Source organism: Shewanella sp. AC91-MNA-CIBAN-0169 (assembly GCF_040310165.1).
GTDB lineage: Bacteria > Pseudomonadota > Gammaproteobacteria > Enterobacterales > Shewanellaceae > Shewanella.
Genome location: NZ_JBEOPM010000040.1, coordinates 1 through 21,288 on the forward strand (window position 1 = coordinate 1; position 21,288 = coordinate 21,288).

A 21,288-nucleotide genomic window follows, 5' to 3' on the forward strand; every position below is an offset into this window, starting at 1 on the left:
GAAAGACCCAATACAGCAATTGGTGGTGTCCCACCAAAGCAAAAACTGGCACTAGTGGCCTAAGTCTCTACTTTTGACCTCAGCTAAAAATGGGGAGATTACCAGACGGTCGAAACGGCGATGTAATAGTTGCCAATTTTAATGGCGAGTTTGTCTGCAAGATTCTAGATACCAAGCTGCGTGTTCTCCATTCCTCTAATCAACAATACCAACCTGTCACAATTCATGAATACGATTATTTTAGTATTGAAGGCGTAGTCACACGTTCTATTCGTTGCCACCGTCAAAGCCCTTTGTTGTGGGGTAATTAGATGTTTGCTCTAGTTGACGCGAATAGCTTCTATTGCAGTGCAGAACAAGTCTTTCGCCCTGATTGGCGTGGTAAGCCTGTTATTGTGTTGAGTAACAACGATGGGATGATTGTTGCTGCTAATCGTCAAGCTAAAGAGGCTGGAATTGGGAAGTTTCTACCTTACTTTCAAGTTAAAGCCTTATGCGCCAAACGTGGTGTTATTGTCTGTTCCTCAAACTATGAACTTTATGCTGACTTATCTAGCAAAATGATGGATATCATTGGCCGCTTTGCCCCTGAGCAACATGTCTACTCTATTGATGAAAGCTTCCTCTCTTTTAAAAACTGCTATCCCGCTATCAAATGCCTCCTTACGCAAGGCCAGTTAATCCGCCGTGCTGTGTGGAAAGAAGCGCGGCTAGCAGTCTGTGTGGGTATTGGTGAAACGCTTACTCTTTCTAAAATAGCCAACCATGCAGCTAAGAAGATTGAGGGCTACAAAGGAGTTTGTTTCATTAGTAATGAGCAAGAGCGTATAGCTATTTTAAAGCAGCTTGCTGTAGGGGATGTATGGGGGATAGGCCGCCGAATAAGTAAGAAGCTTGAATTAATGAATATCCGTACTGCGTTTCAACTTGCGTCTATGCCGCCGACACTGGCAAGAAAGCAATTTAGTATTGAAATAGAACGTACCGTTCGTGAGCTTAACGGCCAAGCCTGTAAAATATGGGATGAGTCGAGGGCAGATAAAAAGCAGATATTTTCGACTAGAAGCGTAGGTGAGCGCATCACAGATTATTCGTCGTTATTACAAGCATTGAGTAAGCATGTTGCTATCGCAGCGAGTAAAGCACGTAAGCAAGGTTCAAACTGCAAGACCTTGCTGATTTTTGCCAGTAATTCACCCCATGATGAACGGCCTGTAAGCTATAAAGCTATTGTACATTTTCCATGTCCAACCAACTGCACTGTTGAGCTAACCAAAGCTATGAGTGAGGCCGCACCAAAGCTATTTCGTGAGTTCGTACATTATTACAAAATCGGTATAGGGCTTATCGATTTAGCTAGCGAAAAACATAACCAATTCGATTTATTTAACCCTTCAAAGGCTAATCCCGCTTTGATGAATACGCTAGATGACATTAACCAACGCTATGGCAGTGATACGATGTTTCTAGCAGCTCAAGGCATAGAGCACAAGTGGTCAATGCGCCGTGATTTGCTAACGCCACAATACACAACCAAATGGTTCAGTGTACCCAGCATTAAGTGCTAACTAGGTTTTTGCTTTGATTAATGTTTTCACTGTTAGTATCACTCATATGCTTGGTTTAATTAGATAAATCAGACATTAGCTAATCACTGTTCCTTAGCTTGAAGCATTCGATGAACCTTCTTAAAATTGGTCTACCTTTCTTTTTACTGGCTTTTAGCTCAACAGCTATTGCAGCTGGAAATACGCGGCTTAGGAGGAGTTATTTATGTGCATATATGCTATGAGTATTGATTTTAAGGGCTTCTACAATACATATGGTCTAATAACAACATGTATTATATTGGAGCGTTTATTAATAACATGAATTTTAATGTGTAATCAGTAGTCCTTCACTGCTAAAAGATTGCTTCGTGTTTAAGTTAACTTACGTGAATAAAGTAATAATAAAAATTTGTTCCAGTCACTGTAATATTCTTCAATAATGAGCTAGCTAATGATGATGATCGTTAGCTGCAATCCGGTATGATGTGATTAAGTTGGCTTACTCAAGCTCGATATACCAGAAATCTCTATAAGAGAAACTGTTGCACTTACTTCAGCTCAGATTAATGGACAGTATTTATTTTGATAAAGTAACAAAATCAAGTTTTTGAAACGGAATGATGATACGTTAAGAGCTTGTATGTGAGTATTTTTGTTAAAAATGCTGCATTTACTTAAAACTTTGTACAGAGCCTGTACATATACCGTTCCAGCAAAACTAATGAATCCTAGTCAATGCATTTTATTAGCGATAACTTGTTTTCAGGCAGATTTTAATGTCATCGATGACTACCACTGTGAAGCGTTGCTATCGAATTGTACTTGAGTTCACCTCGTCATTCGCGAGTATTTAACTTTAATTTTAACTTTAAAATTTTATAGGCTCTTGTACATTCTTAAATAACAGGTTTAATATTCAGCGGGTAAAACACCGCCATCAGTCTTGAACAGAGTTAAATATGCATTGATTTTTTTATGGGGAATGTTAAAATCAAAATGTATCTAAATTGGGGTTAGCATGATTAAATTAGTATCGACAATTTTAATTTTTGTATGGGTTGTGTTTCAACCTATGACAAATATTGTCGATGCTCACCCGCTAAAAGCTTATGCTGAGATTTTATCAAGTACACCAATCGATAATAATGTATCAGTTATCAAAACACCTCCAGTTCATGATGTATCTACGACTGATATTCCTTCTTCAAATGAAATGTTTCACTGCCACCACCACAGTAGTCATTGCCATATCTATTTGTTAAGTGTCTATGAGGCTGAAACTGATATCCTCACAAAATACGCTCCATACAACTCATATTTATTTTCTATTCCAGAAACTCCTTTTTCAGCTTCAATTCGTCCTCCGATCGCCTAATTTTTATTCTAAGTCAATTTTTGCAAATGATAGAGTTTGCGCATTTTTATATCTTAAATAATTAGGTATTACAATATGTTAATGTTAAATCGTCCTCCAAAACTAGTTTTGGAGCTCTCGAGTCGTATTTATAATATACGGATTATTTCGTGTGTTTTCCTTGTGGCATTCTCCTTTACAATCAGCGCAGCAAGAGCATCATCGGCAGATCAAGCTATATCGCTGCCAACTGCAATGCAGCGTTCACTATCACAAAATCCTTCTCTTAAATTTTTTCCGTATCGAATTGATGCTCTGAATGGTCAAATGGAAACTGCTAAATTATCACCTGCTTATGAATTAGGTTTTGATACTGAAAATGTTGGAGGAACTGGAAATTACAACGGTATTAGTGGAGCTGAGTTCACTATAGCTTTATCCTCAGTTTTTGAAATGGATAACAAGCGTTTAGCTAGAATTGGGACTGTATCTTCTGAATTGTCATTATTAGAAGCAAGCAGGCAGGTTGAGTCACTGGCTTTACTTGGTGATGTTACTCGTCGTTATGTTGATGTACTTGCTGCACAAGAACAAGTTGTTCTTGCACAGGAGGCTACTCAACTAAGCATTGATACTTTGGATATTGTAAAAAAACGCGCTGCTGCAGGTGCTACACCCGATGCAGAAGTTAAACGAGCATTAGCAGCCTTAGAGCAAGCCAGGCTATCATTATTTGCCGAACAGCAACGCTTATCTTACTTAAAAGTTTCGTTATCGAGTTTGTGGGGATCATCCTCACCTGACTTTGAGAATGTTGAGGGGAATTTATTTCAGTTTGGGGAAGATATCTCATTTGAACAATTGTTTGAAAGAGTCAAACTTAACCCTGCAATAGAGATTTTTGCATCAGAAGCTCGTTTAAAAGATGCTGAAATACGTGTTGCTAAAACACAGTCAAAATCTGACATTAGTTGGTCTGTGGGGGTTCGTCGAGCTCAAGATACAAACGATACAGCACTCGTAGCTGGCTTCAGTATGCCTTTATTTTCTGGCTCTAGGAATCAAGGTGCTATTTCAACAGCCATTGCAGAAAAAAATCAAGTATTCGTAAAACGTGATGTCATGTTATTGGATATGCATAATCAGTTATTTCGAGCTTTTTACAATAGAAAACAAGCTATTTTAGTCGTTAACTCATTGCGTTCCACCATCATCCCTTCTTTAGAGCAAGCACTGATTGAAACTCAAGATGCATATCAGCGTGGAAGGTACGGTTATCTGGATTATGTGAGCTCTCGTCAGGAGTTGTTAAGTGCAAGACGTACATTAATTGAAGCTGCAGGTTCAGCATTAACTTATGGTGCAGAAATCGAACAATTGACATCAGAGCCTTTAGCTAGCTCGCAATATAACGAGAACATCAAATTATCAGGAATATCTCAATGAAATTAATTTCTAGTTTTACAAAAGTTCTATTCTTAACCAGCTTCTTATTTTTTACAGGGTCTATTTTTGCAGAGTCTGGTCATGGAGATGAATCAGAACATGAAGAGGAAGGGCATATAGAATTATCTAACGAGCAAATACAGCATGCCGGAATAGTGGTTAGCACCGTTGGTGCCAATGTTATTCGTGATGTATTACCTGTTTATGGTTTGGTTGCTACTAATGCTGAAAGTTTGCAAGTGGTTAATGCCAGATTTGATGGTGTGGTACGTGATGTAAAGAAGAGCATCGGTGATCCGGTCCGTAAAGGTGAAACATTGTTAATTGTTGAAGCAAATGAAAGCTTGAAAAACTATTCAATAACTTCTGAAATTAATGGATATATCACACAGCGAAATATAAATATTGGAGAGAAAACAAATGAAACTCCTTTACTGGTGATTCAAGATTTTTCTACTGTTTGGGTAGAATTAAGCATATTTCCGAAGGATCTTCCTTTGGTCAAATTAAATCAGACGGTTAACATACAAAGTACTGATTTAAAAAATATTTCAGAAGGTAAAATTATTTATATTTCACCATTTGGACAAGTGCAAAGCCAAGCCACTAAAGCTCGTGTTCTACTTGAAAACAGCAACAACATTTGGAAGCCGGGCTTATTTGTTAATGCCAACATTACACTTGATGAAATAAATGCGCCAGTTTCTATACGTAATGAAGCAATACAAGTTATTGAAGATAAAAATGTAGTTTTTGTCAAAGGTGAATCTGGGTTTGAACCACGCGAAGTGAGCCTTGGTCGAACAGATGGTCAATATAGTGAAGTTCTAACGGGTTTGTCGGTTGGTGAAATGTATGTGAGTAACAATAGCTTTGTTTTGAAGTCTGAGTTGGGGAAAGAGGATGCTGAACATGGGCATTAAATTTTTTATGCGTCTTCGTTTACCTTTATACCTTATTTATGTTTTTAAATTTAGACATAATCGGTTGTGTGCTTCAAATAGGAGTTTTAAATGATTGATAAACTCATTCAATTTTCCATAACCCGCCGGTGGTTGGTTATGTTTTTTGTTTTGCTAACGGGTGCACTAGGCGTTTGGAATTATCAACATCTTCCTATTGATGCTGTACCTGATATTACCAATGTTCAAGTTCAAATTAACACAGAAGCACCTGGGTATTCACCACTAGAAGTTGAGCAGCGAGTCACCTATTTGGTTGAAATGTCAATTGCAGGTTTACCTTATGTTGAGAGTACTAGATCGCTATCTCGTTACGCACTCTCACAAGTTACTGTTGTGTTTGAGAAAGGAACTGATATTTATTTTGCTCGGAATCTTATTAACGAACGTTTGCAACAAGCTAAAAGTGAGATGCCGTCAGGTATTGAGCCCGTAATGGGACCTGTTGCAACTGGATTAGGTGAAATCTTTCACTATTCAGTTCATGCAGCGCCAGGGGCTTTGCAAGCAGATGGACAACCTTACGATGCAACAGCTTTGCGTACATTGCAAGATTGGGTTATTCGTCCTCAATTGCGTTTGGTTGAGGGGGTTACTGAAGTAAATACAATCGGAGGGTATGAAAAGGAGTTTCATATTACACCAGAACCTTCAAAGCTATTGGCTTACCAAATTAGTTTTGATGATTTAGTCGCTGCGTTGCAGAAAAATAATTCGAATGTAGGTGCTGGGTATATAGAGAAAAATGGTGAACAATATTTGATCCGTGCTCCAGGTCAGGTTACTGATATTTCATCGATTAAGCAGATCATTGTTGCTCGTAGGGATGGAATTCCTATTACCGTAGGTGATGTTGCAGAGATTGGGTTTGGTAAACAGCTTAGAACTGGTGCTGCAACTCGCGATGGCGAAGAAACTGTGTTGGGCACAGCTGTTATGTTGCTTGGCGGAAATAGTAGAACTGTTTCTCAGGCAGTATCAGCAAAATTGCTTGAGATTAATAAAACTCTTCCAGAAGGTGTGATTGCTGAACCAGTTTACGATCGTACTGTATTGGTAGATAAGACGATTGCAACAGTTCAGACCAATTTAGCTGAAGGTGCTGTGTTGGTCATTGTCGTTCTTCTCGTTATGCTGGGTAATGTTAGGGCTGCTTTATTAACTGCCATGGTGATCCCTTTATCGATGTTGATGTTGATGACTGGCATGGTAGAAACCAAAGTAAGCGCAAATCTCATGAGTCTAGGTGCACTTGATTTTGGGTTAATTGTTGACGGTGCTGTAATCATAGTTGAGAACTGTATTTTAAGGCTGGCAGGAAGACAGCATCACCTGGGGCGAATATTGACATTGGATGAACGTTTTCAGACCGTCTTTACGGCTACCCGTGAAGTGTTTACTCCAAGTCTGATAAGTGTTTTAGTTGTTATTATGGTCAATTTGCCAATTTTGGCGCTGACAGGTGTCGAAGGTAAAATGTTTACTCCAATGGCAATGGCCGTAATCATGGCTTTATTGTCTGCACTTGTATTGTCTCTCACTTTTGTTCCTGCGGCAGTCGCTTTGTTTATGACAGGCCACATAGAAGAAAAAGACAACTTTATCGTCAGTCAATCTAAACGATTATATCTGCCAATTTTGTCGATTGTGTTGAGATTCCGAGTACTTGTAATTTCAATAGCATTGATATTTGTGATTTTAGTCGGATTTGTTGCAACAAAAATGGGAACCGAGTTTGTTCCTAATCTTGATGAGGGCGATATTGCGATCCAAGCACTTCGAATTCCAGGGACCAGTTTAACTCAATCATTAGATATGCAGTTTAAGTTGGAGAAGGCAATTCTAGAGATTCCGGAGGTTAAAACTTATTTCTCGAGAGTTGGTACTGCAGAGGTTGCGAGTGATCCTATGGGGCCAAATATATCTGATGGTTATGTGATGCTTAAGGATCATAGTGAGTGGCCAAATCCTGAAAAGACTAAGGCTCAACTTTTAGAAGAAATAAGTGAAAAACTAGCCTTACTACCAGGTAATGCTTTCGAAATAAGCCAACCTATTCAACTTCGGTTTAACGAATTGATTTCAGGTGTCAGATCTGATTTAGGTATAAAAATTTTTGGAGATGATTTATCTAAATTACTGAGTTCAGGTGCTGAAATAGCAAAAGTGTTAAGTAGTATTGAAGGGGCTGAAGGCGTAAAAGTAGAGCAAGTTTCTGGATTACCCATCTTATCAATTGATGCTGACAGAGCTGCTATGTACCGTTTAGGCTTAAACGTCTCGGATGTCCAAGATGTAGTTGCTGCTGCAACGGGAGGTGAGAGTGCTGGCTTGATTTTTGATGGTGATCAACGTTTATCAATCGTTGTAAGGGTTGATGAGAGGGTTCGAGGAAATTTAGAAGCGTTAGAGCGTTTACCTATTCCGTTACCTGAAGGTGGTTATGTACCATTAAGAGAAGTCGCTAAACTTACTTTAGCACCTGGCCCTAATCAGATTTCACGTGAAAATGGAAAACGAAGATTGGTCGTTAGCGCGAACGTCCGTGGTAGAGATCTAGGCGGATTTGTTGCAGAAGTACAAAGTAAGGTTGCTGAGCAAGTCAAATTATCTCCAGGATATTGGTTAGAATACGGTGGTACTTTTGAGCAATTACAATCTGCTTCTGATCGTTTAACTATACTTGTGCCTATAACATTGATAATGATATTTGCTCTTTTAATGATGACATTTGGCTCCGCAAAAGACGCAGCTTTAGTCTTTAGTGGAGTACCACTAGCCCTTACTGGAGGCGTCATAGCTTTATGGTTGCGTGATATCCCTCTATCTATTACAGCTGGTGTAGGTTTTATTACTTTGTGCGGCGTTTCTGTTTTGACGGGGGTTATGATGGTATCTGCATTTAAAGATGAACTGGATCGTGGAAGTCCTATCGATCAAGCTATTCAAACTGGTGCAATGTTGCGATTAAGACCAATTATGATGGTTGCACTTGTTGCAGCATTAGGGTTTTTACCAATGGCGCTTAATACTAGCACTGGTGCAGAAGTCCAGAGACCACTAGCTACAGTCGTTATTGGTGGGATCATTTCATCAACATTACTCACTTTATTAGTATTACCTGGCTTGTACAGACTTACTTGGCGAAAGACGAAACAGCTAAAATAGTAATTAAAATTTAAGTATGAAGAAGGGATTGCGGTGTTCGAGTTGTCCGTAATCCCTTTAAATATAATTTCAAATTGACAGGTAAAAATATGAAAAAAATTACTGCATTAATTCACCATGTAAGGTCTGCCGATGTTATACAAGCATTACAAGATTCTGGCTACGGAAATATATCAATATTTGATGTCAAAGGAACATTGAAAGCTCTTCGGGAAAGTGAGTTAGCATATTCTTCTGAAGCTGGTGTTACTATCTCTGAAGTTCAGCTATCTCTTATATGTGAAGATGAACAAGTAGATGAAGTTATATCAATTATTAGAAAAATAGGTAAAATTGGAACGGAAATTTCTGGGTGGGTTTACGTTAGTCCAATTGACACAATCCTTCCAATTGGTGGCATTTAGATACTTAGTTTAAAATAATAAGGGCATATTTATGAGATATTTATTTGCTTTTTTAGTTATCGTTACTTCTTTTAATTGTAATTATTCTTTTGCGCATCTAGATAGAATGAAAAGCATGGATCATTCAAGAAATAGTCATATGAATGAGAAGAAGGTAATTAGCATTACCATTAAAACAATAAATAAAATGACATTCAAAGATTTAGGTTATGAGGCTGGTAAGCTGCCATCTTCATGGGAAACCATTAACAATGCAGATGTAAATATTGTAAATGTTCATGAAGGAAGTTATGTCGTGAGTGCTACGAACTCACAAGTTAAACAGACATTATATTTTAGAATTGATGACGATGGTGATGTCGTTGCAGTATCTGAGAATAAGGGCTTTTAATAAGCGGTAAGTAATGAAATAGTGATTGTCAAACGACTACTTCTAATTGAAGTAGTCGCAACCATTGTTCTTACTAAATTAGGATAAGAACAAGGCGTCTAAAGGCGGCACTACCAACTTAGAAGCCTGTTGGTAATCATGGCAATTGCACCATCATCCTAATTGTTTACTATTACACATTATGAGAGTCTGAGTTAGTTAACTTGAAATGGTCGCATAATCATGTGAATCGCTTTGGTAATGGTGTCCCAGTGTTCATTCGTTGAGTGTAAAAACATCTGCACATAGCCAAAACTCAAACGCGATTATCCTGACTTACAATACATCCTCATTAGCGAAAGTACTATTAGCTACACTTATGATGACCAATCAATAAAGTAGGAGGTCACCATGGTCTCATCAAACAAAAAAAATCATAGCGGAGTCAAAAAGCCTTTTCGGCTCGAAGAGATTTGGCGTATTCGAACTAGGCTAGAAATAGAAAATAGCCTTATGCAACTAGCGTTACTCAATTTGGCAATCGATAGTAAACTCAGAGCAAGTGACCTACTTCCTCTGAGGGTTTGTGATATATCGTCACAAGAACGAATGTTTGCAAGAGTTAAGCTTATTCAGCAGAAAACGGATGTTGAAGTCCAGTTTGAAGTCACTGCTAGAACTCAACAAAGTCTGATGAAATGGATTTTTGTCGCAGCTCTAAAGACAAGTGATTATTTATTTCCAAGCTTAATACGAAATGAGCAACCGATTAGCTATTCGTATTATCGTTCTCTTGTCAGGTCGTGGGCATCAAATATTGGTCTAGATCCTAACTTGTATGGGACTCACTCAATGAGACGAACCAAAGCAACATTAGTCTATGCAAAAACTAAGGATATTCGAGCCGTCCAACTTTTACTCGGACATACTAGAGTAGACAACACAATTCGTTATCTTGGTGTTGAATTGGAGGATGCTCTTACACTTTCAGAATCTACTGATTGTTAATACGGTATGCCCCCAGAACCTAAGGCTATTTTTCGTGGTATTCTGACTATTAATCAATGACTTATAATATCTTTGGGTCATATATATGTAAAGAATTTATTGATTGAAACTAATCACTAAAAACACCTGTATATCGAGCTTTGCTATACTTATTATAATGCAAACCATATATTTTAGAGTATAAAATCTAACTCACTTTTGTCCAAAAACGTGTTTGGTTTAACTATAATATGTATCAAAAAATTATTAGTTCCGATTCTAAAACAACCTATCAATATTAATAAAATGTGTAGACACTTTGGGGGGAATCGTCTGATGCATTAGGGAACTATTTTATTAATGATAATTAAAGTTTGAAATCCGATACTGAGTATTATAAGTATTCAAAAATAATTGAAAAATGAATATATCATTATTCAAAATTAGGTCTTAGAATGGCGAATCGAACGTGGACACTACTTTTTCTCTAAATCCTCCTAAAAGCTCAAAAGACTGAGATACTAAACCTATAGCATTCTTAGGTGTGACTATCTTCAGTGAATCGACTTGCAAGGGCTTTTTATTAAAGCTACTTCCAACTTCTAGTTTGCTAGTATCTCTAGGTGAAATGTTATCTTTCATAACTTCAACTTTATCTAACGATATAGCTTCTGACGGACTAACATTGACGGGGGGACTAAATATTACAGGCAGATTCGGTATTTCTTCTGCTATACGATTTGCAAATTCGACAAGCTTCGGCTCTGCAAAAGTGAATAGCCACGCTTGTTGGTCAACAGATGTGGTCATTCGTAAAATACGGCCTAATACTTGCCTAAAATAGAGCTCAGTTTTAACTCTACTGAGGTGACAACATACTTGCAAACGTGGAATATCCGTTCCCTCACTTATCATTCCAACACTGACTATCCAGTTGATCGAACTGTTCCGAAATTCATTTATTCTATGTGAAGGTTCATTTTCTTTATATGTAACAATTTGAGCTGTTTGATTAAACTCAGTTTTAAGCATGTTAAAGATATATGCAGCATGCTCTGTTGATGAAGAAACAATCAGTCCAGCGGCATTAGGATTGACCTTCTTGATGATTTTAAGCTTGTCTGTTGCTAGTGTTAAAATATGTCTGAGCGCTTCATTATTTTTGATGACCGATTGGTAAGGAACCGATTTATCCTTAAATAATTCATCAAAACAGTTAAAGGTTTTGGTCTCATTATCTTTGTCAGTAACTGATATTTTTTCATTATCTATCAGTACTATTTTGGGGCTGCGACATACAATGTCAGCAATGGCTTCTTTTAGACCATAAATGAAATCGCATTGAATTTTATTATCTGGATCAGTATATCGAGACAAGGCAATTGGAGACTGATCTGAACGCCATGGCGTTCCCGTCAAAGCTAAAGTATACCGAGCCTTGTCTTGTATGTTGAGTAAAATTTCTTCACCCCATACATTTGCATCTTCAATCGTTCTCCCTGAACAATGATGGATCTCATCAAAGACCACTAAAACTCGATTCTTCTCTAGTAATTGCCAAAAGTCTTCTTTAAAAGATAGCATTCCTTGATAAGTATAAGAGCAACCGATAGAGCCAATCACACCATCAAAACGACATGACAACCGGTGTGAAAATGTTTTCTGAATTCCCTGTGCGATATTCACTGAAGGTGAAAAACAAAGAACAAAATCGATAAGGCCTTGTTCAAATAATCTAGCGGCCACTTCAGATGCCATAACCGTCTTTCCTGCCCCTGGAGTAGCTAAGCAGAGGAAATGTCTCTGGTTAGCACTAAATTGCTTTGTGGCGTGATTGACACACTCTGACTGCCATTGCCTTAGTTGCATTATATTTACTTCTGTTGGTGAGTGAGCACAGACTTAATTGCCTTTATCTGTCCCAGTAACTTCGAACTATTTTCTCTAGCAAGCATATATTGTGACTCAAGATGCGATTTCATTTCAGGGAATGAATTATATAAACGCATATATTCTTCTGACTCTCCAATACTGGTGAGCAAATCAACTTCCGATTGCTTAAGACGTTGTTCTAGATTTTGTATTTTATCTTTACTAATATTTTCGGCTTGCGATAAAGGATGATAACTTCGCTCATCACTAGTGCTTTTAATGAAATTCGTTTTTGAAAATAATTCTGTCTTCTGGTACGTGATAGATTTTAAGCCTTCGTTTTGAGATTTTTTCAAAAGCCCTTTTTTAACCAATCTAGATATTTGTCGATAAATGAATTTGTATGCTTGGCTTTCGCTTTCACTGCATTGTGAAACTGCAAGATATGCATCACGTAATTCTATAACTTGAAAATGATTGAAGCTCTCATCCTGGACAATAGTATGTAATGTTGAACATATTTTGATTGAAGCTTTTGACATAACGTTCTCACAAGGCTCTATTACTCACTCATTTTGAGTGTTAGATGGACATAAAAAACAATTGCGGATTATAGTCCGTGGCTTTATAAGCCGCAACTTTAGATAGTCTTTCTTTTTAATGAGATTAAAAATGAAAGACTTAGCAGTACAATTTGGACGAAAACTAAGAGCTAAACGTAAAATTCTTGGAATCTCACAGGATAAAATGGCTTTATTAGCGGAAATGGATCGCAGCTATGCAGGTAGGATTGAACGTGGTGAAGTCAACATTACACTTGAAAAGGTGTATCAATTAGCAGAAGTACTTGAGTGTGATGTAAAGGAATTACTTCCTTGATTGTAAATATTACATTACCTAGACCCGCGAGCATTAGAATAGTCCTAACTCGTATTTGTCGGATAGGCGGAATCTGTTACCTAGTGCCGCCCTCCTAAGAACCGAACGTGCAACTCAGCATACGGCTCAAGCCTCCACAAAGGCGTGTTCTGTTACCCAGCATCCTACATCGCAACCAAGACGGGTTCGAACCAAGAGTTTCGGCCTTCCTTTGCCCGTTTCCGCTTACTTAAGTAAGTTGCATATTCGGGGTCATAAGGTGTCGCTGCATTCCTGATTTTCACATGTCTTTTTATGAGTGTTTGATCTATTTGAACAAGGTTAAATCGACAATCCATGTTCGCTTTTTCCGCCAACCATTAAATTGCCACTACCCCTTGCTGTCTAAATAATATTTACGCCTCACCCAGTCTTTACTTTTAGTTGGATGACTCCTTACAGCCCAATGCCGTAACAACCAGAAAAGTTGATGGCCTACATAACCGAAAACTTGCTTAGCAACACTGTGTCGATAATAGTTCGCCCATCCCCTTAGTTTCGGATTCAATATTTTGATTAAATCGTTAACGGGTATTGTTGGATGTTTTCTGATGAGTTCACGTAGATTACTCAAAAATGACAGGACGTTGCTCTTACTCGGTTTAATGAGCAGTTTGCCGTTGTACTTTCTGATATTGAAACCCAAAAAGTCAAAACCATCATTGATCTGAGTAATATGCGTTTTCTCGTCAGAGAGTGTTAAGCCTCTTTCTTGTAGAAAGCCAATGAGTTGCAGCTTGATTTCATTAACTAGGACTTCCTTCGAAGAGCCTGTGATAACAAAATCGTCTGCGTATCCGATAAAGTTGATCCTATTACCAGTTTTACAGGCAATAGACTTAATCAACTGTTCTAACCCAGCAAGCGTGAGCAAAATAAACGTAGGGGATATTATCCCGCCTTGTGGTGTTCATTCTGCTATTTTATAGAACAATTTTTTTGTCAACATAACCGCACCCAAGTTATTGTTTTAGAATTCTTTTATCTAATTTAATGTTGTCGATGAGCCATTGATGACCAATCTTATCAAAGCAGGCTTTGATGTCACCCTCAAGTACCCATTGGCTAGAGCGCTTCAGACATAAACATTTGAAGCACTGGGCAATGGCATCCGCTGTGCTTCGGTTAGGTCGAAATCCATAGCTATTGAGGTCGGCTAACGTTTCCGAAGTAGGCTCCAAGGCTAGAAGATGAAGCGCTTGCTGCGCTCTATCATGCATTGGATACCAAGAGGTCTAAGTTTGCTATTCTTTTTTGGGATATAGATACGCTTGAGTGGTTTGGCTTGATATGACTTCCTGCTCAATTCGGCAGTGGCCAAAATATCAGGTAAGCATTTGACCTGCGGTGGCTTAACAATACTCAGCCACTCCCAGTGTTGGTTAAGGACATATCAATAGAAAAACTGTAATACATTACGGTCGAGTTTTACGGTACAGCAAGAGTGAGAGGCAATTAAATCAGCAAAGTAACTCTTTAAATTCGTGGTTAAAAGGTTGTCAGCGCAACAGTAAAAATAAGCACTGATACGCCTAACGTGGCGACTGTAAGCATCGATGGTAGCAGGCCGCTTGTCTTGCAGGGTTAAATTGGTAAGAAGTTGTTCATAAAGAAAATCAAAGCGTTGTTGTTCGTGAATTTTCATGGTGATACTCCTAGTTAATGCCTATTAGGCGGGTCTAGTAAGTATTTATGATGGGAGGAAAGATGGGCTTTTATCTTTTCTGCCGCAGAGCGGCTTCGTTCAACAACTGGTTCAAATCGTTCGCTAAGCTCACTGGGACGGGGTAAAGCCCGCACCTTAACCAAACGTTATGTTTTAAAAGTTTCGGAGTCACCAGCTCCGTATGTCGCTGGGTAGGCGGCTAAAGGGCAACACCTTATTTAGACAGGAACTCAAAAATTAGGCAGGTTGTGAGTCTTACTAAAAGGTATGCGAGTGATATTTAGCCTGATAAGCGTTCCAAATTCTCCATCCCCAATCGTTCTGCTATAAGATGATTCAATAATTCGGTTTGCCTTAAATACATTTTCGAAAGCTTATCTTGCTCTTCAGGCAGTATTGATTGGTCGCGAGCAATTTCAACATAATATTTAAGCGTGGTTTCAAAGTCAGCGTGTCCTGCTTGGTTTCGTAGTTTCAGCAGTATGACTTTTTCATCAACCCTTGCGTGCTCATTATTTTTAATCATCTCCCTTTCAATCAAGTATAAGGCAGTTGCATATGTCGATAGACCATATCGCCTTAAGGCATGGGGGGTGATTTTTGTATCACCAACGTCTGTAATCAAATCAGTTATTGACGATGGAGTGATACTCATGTCTTTAGAGCGATAACTAGCACTAATGAATACAAACCCTTGATCTTGCTTTCCTTCGTGATATTTATCTACTATCAGAGGTCTATCTAGTTCAAAAAACTCTTTGGTGTCAATTATTAAGTTAGGTAAGACACGTATTGTCCGTGGTTTGTTAAACTTGGTTCCGTCAGTAATTTCAACAGAGATCATTTTTTTTTCATTACCAGTGCAATCAGGTAGAGAGTCTTTTTTTAGGCAAGCAACCTCTTGACGCCTCAAGCAGCCTTCTGACAGCCATCGAACGATTAATGTGTTTCTAGGTGCTAATGCGTCGTGCGAAACCTCCATGCTTGAATCAAAGCTTACTTGTGCTAGCGAAGACAATAGGCCATCAATCTCAAAGCGTCTGGGAATGTATTTTTGTCTTGATGTCGTTACATCAAGTAAAAAAGGAATTTTGTATTTAGCACCTTTGCCTTTAGTGTTGTTTTCAAGTTGTATTAATGGCTTTTGTCGTCCGGCTAACATATCGGCCCATCCAATCATAAAGCTTGTAAACTCCTTGTCTTGTGCATACCAGTAAAACTCGCAGATATTCATCAAGTAAAGGTTCGCGGAACTCGGAGCCATGCGCTCCTTTAGGCCGTTAGCAAAGTCAATAAGATTAAGTGTTTGCGCCTCGTATAGATCAACTCTTTCGCTAAGTCTATCTAGGTAATTTAGCCAATCAGTCAGCCTACTTGCTTTTTGTGATACAGATGCCTCTTCCCTATTATGGAACAAAATAAGGGATTGTAACCAAGTAGAAATATCACGTTGAACCCTGCCATTGTTGTTCATAACAACAGGGGTTTTTTCTGGCAGCTCTATGCTACCAGGTGTAATTATGAAGCTATACATGTCAGACTGTCCTGCCAATAATTGATAATGGGCTATCTGTCTTGCTTGTTCTTGATTGCAAGTCTTTGTACCTTGCTTCAACAACACATCTCCTGGTTTTTTCGTTCTCTAGTTCTTGCATCAACAGCACAACTTCCTCAGCCAGCACCTTGTTTACCATCTTAAGGGACTTATTTAGCTCTTTGTAATCATTGGGTTTGGTTGAAACGTTAGATTTTCTGCCCTTTTTAGTGTATTTTTTCAGTTTTTCCAGAGCAGCCATTGTCTTGGTGTGGAGTACTGTTCCGTGCTTGAGAAGGCGTCCACTTTTTGAAAATTTAGACAGGTTCAGCTCTTCACATTCAAAGCTACAAAACCAGTTGAGGCTAATTGTTTTCGGTGGTGTAAAATCGTGGACATTGCCATTTACAATCTCGTGAAGATAGTTTAGTTTGGCCTTAATTTTAGCTTCAGTGTCCTGCTGCCTTACTTCACCGATTTGTTGCTTCTCAGTCATGATTTCTCCATAACAGCATTTAGCATTGGGGATTCAGATGGGTTTAGAATGCTGTTAAAGTTCAATTCTGACTGTCCAGTTTCAAAACCGAGCAACGCGGGGCAACCTTTACACTGATTAGAACATGCTGTTGCTGTCTGAATGCGCCCATCACTATAACAATTTGCTTTAGTTTTGAGTGAAGGAGACTTTCCGAAACATGCCCCCTCACTTATAAAAGTGAATGCTAGTCCAACATCAGCGATAGCGGATTTAACTTTTTCACGCCTATCAAAGCGCTTTGCGTCTTCAAACTCTAATTTCGAAATGAATTCAGCTAATTCGTGGCTCATGTATCCGCTATATTTGTTGTCACTGGTCCTTGTGCTAAGGTTTGTTAGCTCGTCCATATAATCAAAAATCCTTTCATGCATGGCGTCATCTAATTCCGAATTTCCATATTCGTCAGTTATGTAGGCCAAAGTCATTTCCCAATCAGTGTGTTGCAAATACCATGACAGGGTTGACAGTTCACCACCGTCGTAACGGTAGTAATACATTAGTGCGAACATACGCCTGAATTGGTGCTCTGACAGCTCCCATCTATCTCCATTTTCATTAGTTGGCAATTCAAACACTTCCCACAAATCAGCAATTACTTCCTTTAACCGGAATTGGCTAGGATTGTCATCTTTAACATTGGGGAACGTGAATATGCTTTGCTGATCACCGCTCCTTACTGGTGCTGATAGCTTTTCAAGCAGTTCAATTGCTACTTTGACGATCCTCGCTGTCGGTAATTTCTTATAGTCTTGGTAAGTTTTTGCTATATAACTAGTAAGCACTGGTCCGTTTGGCCCAAGTACACAGCACCCGGCCTCAAGGCCCTCTACCTCTACCTCTCTTCGAGCGGTGAACGCATATATAACCATTATCGCACTTGCTGGGAGTACGCCGTATAGCGCCTTGTTTAAAGAGATTCCTGTCATGGTTGGCTTGAGCTTGTATTGCTTTAAATACCTAGTAATAGTTGTTTTGCAAATACCGTATTCATCAGCCAAGTGCGACAACGCTGCACCGGAGTCAAATTTTCCTTTAATCTCGGCCATTTGTTTGGGTGTTAATGAGGGCTGCCTTATATTGGCCTGGTAGCCAATAATTGGCCAAGGAGCACAAGGTCCTTCATTCTGCGGCTTATACTCCATAAGCCATTGGAACAAACGCCTACGTTTATCAGCTTTTGATGGAAACTTGTGTTTCAGTTTTTCATTTTCTTCGTTAGCCAATTTTTTAAGTGCTATTAACTCATCGCCGTAATCCACAATCCAGCGAATGCTTGCATCCATAAGCTGCATAAAAACTTTAATTGGCATTGACTTAGTTCTTCCTTTCTTCTTTCCGTGGAGTGTTGCATAACTATGTGGTGTAATATTTAACGCACTAAAGAAGTTGGACTGAAGTCGAAAATGTGGTTCAAACAGATCTGGTAAATTAGTGTTCAAACGAATAAAGATTTCTATATAAGTCAATTCTTCGGCAATTCTTGTGTATGACATTTGATCTTGATAGGTGAAGATTTTGTTCAAGTACCGCTCTTTCATGGTGGGAGTTAGTTGCAAGCAGTATCTGTGACGAATTCCTACCATATAAGCTGCTACTACCTTGCATCGAGATACGGTTTTTGCAGACATGCCTACATCAAAAAGCATTTTACCAGTAATCAAATTAGGTTGGGACTGCTTCTTGCCAATAACTGTATATTTAGCTAACAACTCCTTACGCGTGAGAGGTTTGAGTAACGCCTCCAATTTAGTAACTGTGTCAAACGTCTTTGTGAAGGGGACGGTGGTTGAGAACAAGTAGAGTTTGAATAAATCGGCATTTACTGAACTTAAGTGATGTATGTTATTGCTCAGAAGCCATCTAAAGAATTTAGAGATCCGATTAAGCATTGCCTGCTGACTTGTTGCACTGTTACGCCCTTTGGAATAATGGCAAGAGGTTCGCACTAAATACGTAATGATCTTAGCGGTTCGAAGCATTCCACTGTGTTCTGGATCTATAAGCTTTTGGCCAGGTGCAATTACATAACTGAAGTGGAGCTTAAGCTTTTTGCGTTTATCTTTAACAATCCACACGTTGTCATTGAAGGAGGTGCCATCTAAAAACCAATCAGCCTTATATGTTAGTAGGTGATCAATTTCTCTTGGATCATTGAAATGCATAGCATAACTTTGAATTGATTGTGGCATCGACATATTAAACATCTCCCATAAACATCTTTAAGTACGGATTTGGTGATTCAGCCTTTTTCTCCAGTGCTGCGCTATGGATCGGCTTGTACTTTGTTGATGTATACAAACGGTCCAGAGTACGGCTGGTAAATACAAACCATAATCCCCATTTATCTTCGAATTCCTCAGTGTTCATTTTGCTCTGAACAAGTAAAAGAGAATCATGCCAGTGGATTAAATTGCAGATATTCTCAATTGACGTTAAGAAAAATAGCCTTCTATTTCCGCACCCAGCGCACTTCTCTATTTTATCGCAAACTTGGCCTTTCGTAGTTTCCGGTTGGAATCCAGCGTAAGGATCTTGACAATGAATTCCACCAAATTGTTGATTCAATAAAGTGTGCTTCCGCTTTTCATATTCATCAGTATCAATCCCGATTTTTTCAGCAAAACAATCAATATTTATAGTTACCAGAGTCTCCATCCAATCAAAGAATTCTCTAATATTCTGCTCTCTACGTAACTTTTCTGCGACATGATCTACATACCTCATTGAGGACTTCAATGATCTGTGTCTAGCCTTTTCTTGAACTGCAAATACATCTTTATCAAGCATTGCACTGAGCAATAATTGTGAAGTCCTCAATGCTTTTGGTGTAGACACCCAAGTGCCTCCTGATATATGTGAGCAAAGAGCTTTGAAGTGATGCAAGAATGTACTTAAGGCGGGTTTACAGGCAATAAAATAATATTTGTTTACTTCTTTCTTGCTGCGATCCGAACCAATGAAAAGGGCATTCTTATCCCTATCGATAACGTGAATTCGATAGCTTCGAGTACCTCGTATCACTAAGTTGATAACATCAATAACGGTCAAGTTGTCTGCGGTTAAAGAGGCTGAAGGGTCCCTTAAAAGGATATCTTCATACTCATTAATATTGGTTTTTTTACGATGCTTTACCCAATTTACTCTAAGGTATTTATTTCCTTTTGGGGAAGGGCTTATACAATCAAGTTCGAGATCAATTATTGACTGCCCATTACCAAGTATCTCTAGCATGATAAAACTGTATGCCATTGCCAATAATTCGTGATCTAATGAAATATAGGGTCTTGCAGCCTCTGTTTTAAATCCATTTCTTTTTAGTATGTTTTTGTGGATATAGGCGAACAATGTATTATGGGAGTCGTTCGTATGTTCTCGTCTACAACCAGGGAAAACGCCCTCATTATACAGTTCAAGGTAATTGACTACGAACGGTAATACATCACCATTAATTAGCTTATCTGGCTCTACATTAACATTGCGTTTGCCTTGAGCTTGATCCCAGTTTTTACGGTATTTATGGACGGAAATAGCCACTTCTCTATGATGTTTATCATTTAACCACTTATCTGCAATTTCAAACTTTTCGTGAGCGGCCACTAATCTTTTTGCTGTCTCAGCCCTAATCTGATTAATGCGTTTATCTAGAACTAACGTGGCGTTAGTTATCATGCTGTCGGCACTGTTTACAATGTCTTTGTCGGGAAACTCAGCAATAATGTTAGCCATAAGACAGTCGGTTTCTTCATCACGTTCAAGCCCCGTTTGCCCTGCCTGCCTCCATAATTCATCAACGCCACCTAAAACATCACCGCACAGTATTGTGGCTGAAAGTAAACTATCCCCCATAGACTGTTCAAACTTAAACCCCGCAATAATAATCCCCTGTGGAAATATCCCTTCATCTGCCAAATGGTTTATAAATTTTCTGACTGAGGAAACGATATTATTTTTTGTTCTTGCGGCTTTAGTTAGCCCTGAAAGGTGCTCTCTGTACATTGCCACAGCGTTACTGTACAGCACGTAAATCGAAGCAGAATCTCCAGATGCAGAAACGCCAATCCTTAGTAGGTTGCGAAAGTCACTCATTGATTTGTTTGTAGATAAGAAAACTAAGAAGGTCGTTATTCGACTAAAGTGAGAAACCTCTGAAGCTGAACGGTGTATTTTTAATTGGAATGAATGGTATGTACTCGTCAATTGACGGGTAAAGGCTTCACCAAATGCGAGACGGTATCGCTCAAAACACCTGATTGTATTATTTCTCGTTGTTACTTTTAACCCTGATACAGCACCGTCATATGGCATAATATCTCCAACGTTAGATTAATTCATTAAATCTAGCATACTATGTGAACCAGTACACGCCAGTTAAATTACCTACAAGCCTTGTATTAAAAAGCCTAACCAACCGTGACCTAGTTTTCTTTCCGTTATTAACGATACTCCAAGCACTTTTGAGTGCCAATAGGCTGATTAATATTAAACAGCCAGTCATAAAGATAAGCATTAAAAGAGTCTT

At 38.7% G+C, this 21,288-nt stretch carries 18 protein-coding genes and 1 pseudogene; 10 read left to right on the forward strand and 9 right to left on the reverse strand.

Going from position 1 to position 21,288, the window contains the following annotated elements; translation table 11 throughout:
- Nucleotides 1-110: 110 nt before the first annotated feature.
- The 9 genes and pseudogenes from AAEY98_RS21255 to AAEY98_RS21295 form a co-directional block, all read left to right on the forward strand.
- A pseudogene (locus AAEY98_RS21255) lies at nucleotides 111-311 on the forward strand (LexA family protein); the annotation flags it as partial.
- Nucleotides 312-1,568: a Y-family DNA polymerase gene (locus tag AAEY98_RS21260; protein ID WP_011638882.1), complete on the forward strand. Its 1,257-nt coding sequence runs from the start codon at nucleotides 312-314 to the stop codon at nucleotides 1,566-1,568.
- 1,000 nt (nucleotides 1,569-2,568) lie between these two features.
- Complete coding sequence (locus AAEY98_RS21265; protein WP_011638883.1) at nucleotides 2,569-2,925, forward strand: hypothetical protein; 357 nt, start codon at nucleotides 2,569-2,571, stop codon at nucleotides 2,923-2,925.
- 75 nt (nucleotides 2,926-3,000) lie between these two features.
- Entirely contained in the window at nucleotides 3,001-4,350 is a 1,350-nt protein-coding gene (locus AAEY98_RS21270; protein WP_011638884.1) for a TolC family protein, read from the forward strand.
- Nucleotides 4,347-5,273, forward strand: coding sequence for an efflux RND transporter periplasmic adaptor subunit (locus tag AAEY98_RS21275; protein ID WP_011638885.1), 927 nt, complete (start codon nucleotides 4,347-4,349; stop codon nucleotides 5,271-5,273). Before AAEY98_RS21270 ends, AAEY98_RS21275 begins: the two co-directional genes overlap by 4 nt.
- A 90-nt stretch (nucleotides 5,274-5,363) precedes the next feature.
- On the forward strand, nucleotides 5,364-8,480 hold the full coding sequence (locus tag AAEY98_RS21280; protein ID WP_011638886.1) for an efflux RND transporter permease subunit: 3,117 nt from the start codon (nucleotides 5,364-5,366) through the stop codon (nucleotides 8,478-8,480).
- 89 nt (nucleotides 8,481-8,569) lie between these two features.
- Entirely contained in the window at nucleotides 8,570-8,884 is a 315-nt protein-coding gene (locus AAEY98_RS21285) for a P-II family nitrogen regulator (RefSeq protein ID WP_041413220.1), read from the forward strand.
- Nucleotides 8,885-8,915: 31 nt separating this feature from the next.
- On the forward strand, nucleotides 8,916-9,275 hold the full coding sequence (locus AAEY98_RS21290; RefSeq protein ID WP_011638887.1) for a DUF6488 family protein: 360 nt from the start codon (nucleotides 8,916-8,918) through the stop codon (nucleotides 9,273-9,275).
- A 390-nt stretch (nucleotides 9,276-9,665) separates the two neighbouring features.
- The gene (locus AAEY98_RS21295) at nucleotides 9,666-10,262 is read left to right on the forward strand and encodes a tyrosine-type recombinase/integrase (RefSeq protein ID WP_123884034.1); all 597 of its coding nucleotides are present in this window, start codon (nucleotides 9,666-9,668) and stop codon (nucleotides 10,260-10,262) included.
- Between the two features lie 429 nt (nucleotides 10,263-10,691).
- On the opposite strand, the gene AAEY98_RS21300 is transcribed toward AAEY98_RS21295, so the two are convergent.
- Entirely contained in the window at nucleotides 10,692-12,110 is a 1,419-nt protein-coding gene (locus AAEY98_RS21300) for a DEAD/DEAH box helicase (RefSeq protein WP_351019516.1), read from the reverse strand.
- A gap of 5 nt (nucleotides 12,111-12,115) precedes the next feature.
- The gene (locus AAEY98_RS21305; protein ID WP_351019519.1) at nucleotides 12,116-12,655 is read right to left on the reverse strand and encodes a VspR family transcription factor; all 540 of its coding nucleotides are present in this window, start codon (nucleotides 12,653-12,655) and stop codon (nucleotides 12,116-12,118) included.
- A gap of 130 nt (nucleotides 12,656-12,785) precedes the next feature.
- On the opposite strand from AAEY98_RS21305, the gene AAEY98_RS21310 reads away from it, so the two are divergent.
- Nucleotides 12,786-12,992, forward strand: coding sequence for a helix-turn-helix domain-containing protein (locus tag AAEY98_RS21310; protein WP_124018451.1), 207 nt, complete (start codon nucleotides 12,786-12,788; stop codon nucleotides 12,990-12,992).
- A gap of 370 nt (nucleotides 12,993-13,362) precedes the next feature.
- Here the strand turns inward: AAEY98_RS21310 and AAEY98_RS22825 are convergent, their stop codons facing one another.
- From AAEY98_RS22825 to AAEY98_RS21340, 7 genes are all read right to left on the reverse strand, one after another.
- The gene (locus AAEY98_RS22825; protein ID WP_502959657.1) at nucleotides 13,363-13,905 is read right to left on the reverse strand and encodes a group II intron maturase-specific domain-containing protein; all 543 of its coding nucleotides are present in this window, start codon (nucleotides 13,903-13,905) and stop codon (nucleotides 13,363-13,365) included.
- Nucleotides 13,906-13,993: 88 nt separating this feature from the next.
- Nucleotides 13,994-14,251 carry a reverse transcriptase domain-containing protein gene (locus tag AAEY98_RS22830; protein WP_207891340.1) on the reverse strand — a complete coding sequence of 86 codons (258 nt, stop codon included), beginning with the start codon at nucleotides 14,249-14,251 and terminating at the stop codon, nucleotides 13,994-13,996.
- A 173-nt stretch (nucleotides 14,252-14,424) separates the two neighbouring features.
- Nucleotides 14,425-14,676: a phage integrase N-terminal SAM-like domain-containing protein gene (locus AAEY98_RS21320; protein ID WP_351019522.1), complete on the reverse strand. Its 252-nt coding sequence runs from the start codon at nucleotides 14,674-14,676 to the stop codon at nucleotides 14,425-14,427.
- Between the two features lie 301 nt (nucleotides 14,677-14,977).
- Nucleotides 14,978-16,231: a site-specific integrase gene (locus tag AAEY98_RS21325; RefSeq protein WP_351019525.1), complete on the reverse strand. Its 1,254-nt coding sequence runs from the start codon at nucleotides 16,229-16,231 to the stop codon at nucleotides 14,978-14,980.
- A gap of 1 nt (nucleotide 16,232) precedes the next feature.
- Nucleotides 16,233-16,727 (reverse strand): hypothetical protein, encoded by a 495-nt coding sequence (locus AAEY98_RS21330; protein WP_351019528.1) that lies wholly within the window; start codon nucleotides 16,725-16,727, stop codon nucleotides 16,233-16,235.
- Nucleotides 16,724-18,964, reverse strand: a complete 2,241-nt coding sequence (locus AAEY98_RS21335; protein ID WP_351019531.1) for a hypothetical protein — start codon at nucleotides 18,962-18,964, stop codon at nucleotides 16,724-16,726. The genes AAEY98_RS21330 and AAEY98_RS21335 overlap by 4 nt, the downstream gene beginning before the upstream one ends.
- A gap of 1 nt (nucleotide 18,965) precedes the next feature.
- Nucleotides 18,966-21,074, reverse strand: coding sequence for a hypothetical protein (locus tag AAEY98_RS21340; protein ID WP_351019534.1), 2,109 nt, complete (start codon nucleotides 21,072-21,074; stop codon nucleotides 18,966-18,968).
- Nucleotides 21,075-21,288 lie beyond the last annotated feature (214 nt).

Excerpts from the sequence above, each read along its gene's own strand:
- AAEY98_RS21260 (WP_011638882.1), top strand. The coding sequence starts at position 312 with ATGTTTGCTCTAGTTGACGCGAATAGCTTCTATTGCAGTGCAGAACAA.
- AAEY98_RS21265 (WP_011638883.1), top strand. The coding sequence starts at position 2,569 with ATGATTAAATTAGTATCGACAATTTTAATTTTTGTATGGGTTGTGTTT.
- AAEY98_RS21270 (WP_011638884.1), top strand. The coding sequence starts at position 3,001 with ATGTTAATGTTAAATCGTCCTCCAAAACTAGTTTTGGAGCTCTCGAGT.
- AAEY98_RS21275 (WP_011638885.1), top strand. The coding sequence starts at position 4,347 with ATGAAATTAATTTCTAGTTTTACAAAAGTTCTATTCTTAACCAGCTTC.
- AAEY98_RS21280 (WP_011638886.1), top strand. The coding sequence starts at position 5,364 with ATGATTGATAAACTCATTCAATTTTCCATAACCCGCCGGTGGTTGGTT.
- AAEY98_RS21285 (WP_041413220.1), top strand. The coding sequence starts at position 8,570 with ATGAAAAAAATTACTGCATTAATTCACCATGTAAGGTCTGCCGATGTT.
- AAEY98_RS21290 (WP_011638887.1), top strand. The coding sequence starts at position 8,916 with ATGAGATATTTATTTGCTTTTTTAGTTATCGTTACTTCTTTTAATTGT.
- AAEY98_RS21295 (WP_123884034.1), top strand. The coding sequence starts at position 9,666 with ATGGTCTCATCAAACAAAAAAAATCATAGCGGAGTCAAAAAGCCTTTT.
- AAEY98_RS21300 (WP_351019516.1), bottom strand. The coding sequence starts at position 12,110 with ATGCAACTAAGGCAATGGCAGTCAGAGTGTGTCAATCACGCCACAAAG.
- AAEY98_RS21305 (WP_351019519.1), bottom strand. The coding sequence starts at position 12,655 with ATGTCAAAAGCTTCAATCAAAATATGTTCAACATTACATACTATTGTC.
- AAEY98_RS21310 (WP_124018451.1), top strand. The coding sequence starts at position 12,786 with ATGAAAGACTTAGCAGTACAATTTGGACGAAAACTAAGAGCTAAACGT.
- AAEY98_RS22830 (WP_207891340.1), bottom strand. The coding sequence starts at position 14,251 with ATGCATGATAGAGCGCAGCAAGCGCTTCATCTTCTAGCCTTGGAGCCT.
- AAEY98_RS21320 (WP_351019522.1), bottom strand. The coding sequence starts at position 14,676 with ATGAAAATTCACGAACAACAACGCTTTGATTTTCTTTATGAACAACTT.
- AAEY98_RS21325 (WP_351019525.1), bottom strand. The coding sequence starts at position 16,231 with ATGTATAGCTTCATAATTACACCTGGTAGCATAGAGCTGCCAGAAAAA.
- AAEY98_RS21330 (WP_351019528.1), bottom strand. The coding sequence starts at position 16,727 with ATGACTGAGAAGCAACAAATCGGTGAAGTAAGGCAGCAGGACACTGAA.
- AAEY98_RS21335 (WP_351019531.1), bottom strand. The coding sequence starts at position 18,964 with ATGTCGATGCCACAATCAATTCAAAGTTATGCTATGCATTTCAATGAT.
- AAEY98_RS21340 (WP_351019534.1), bottom strand. The coding sequence starts at position 21,074 with ATGCCATATGACGGTGCTGTATCAGGGTTAAAAGTAACAACGAGAAAT.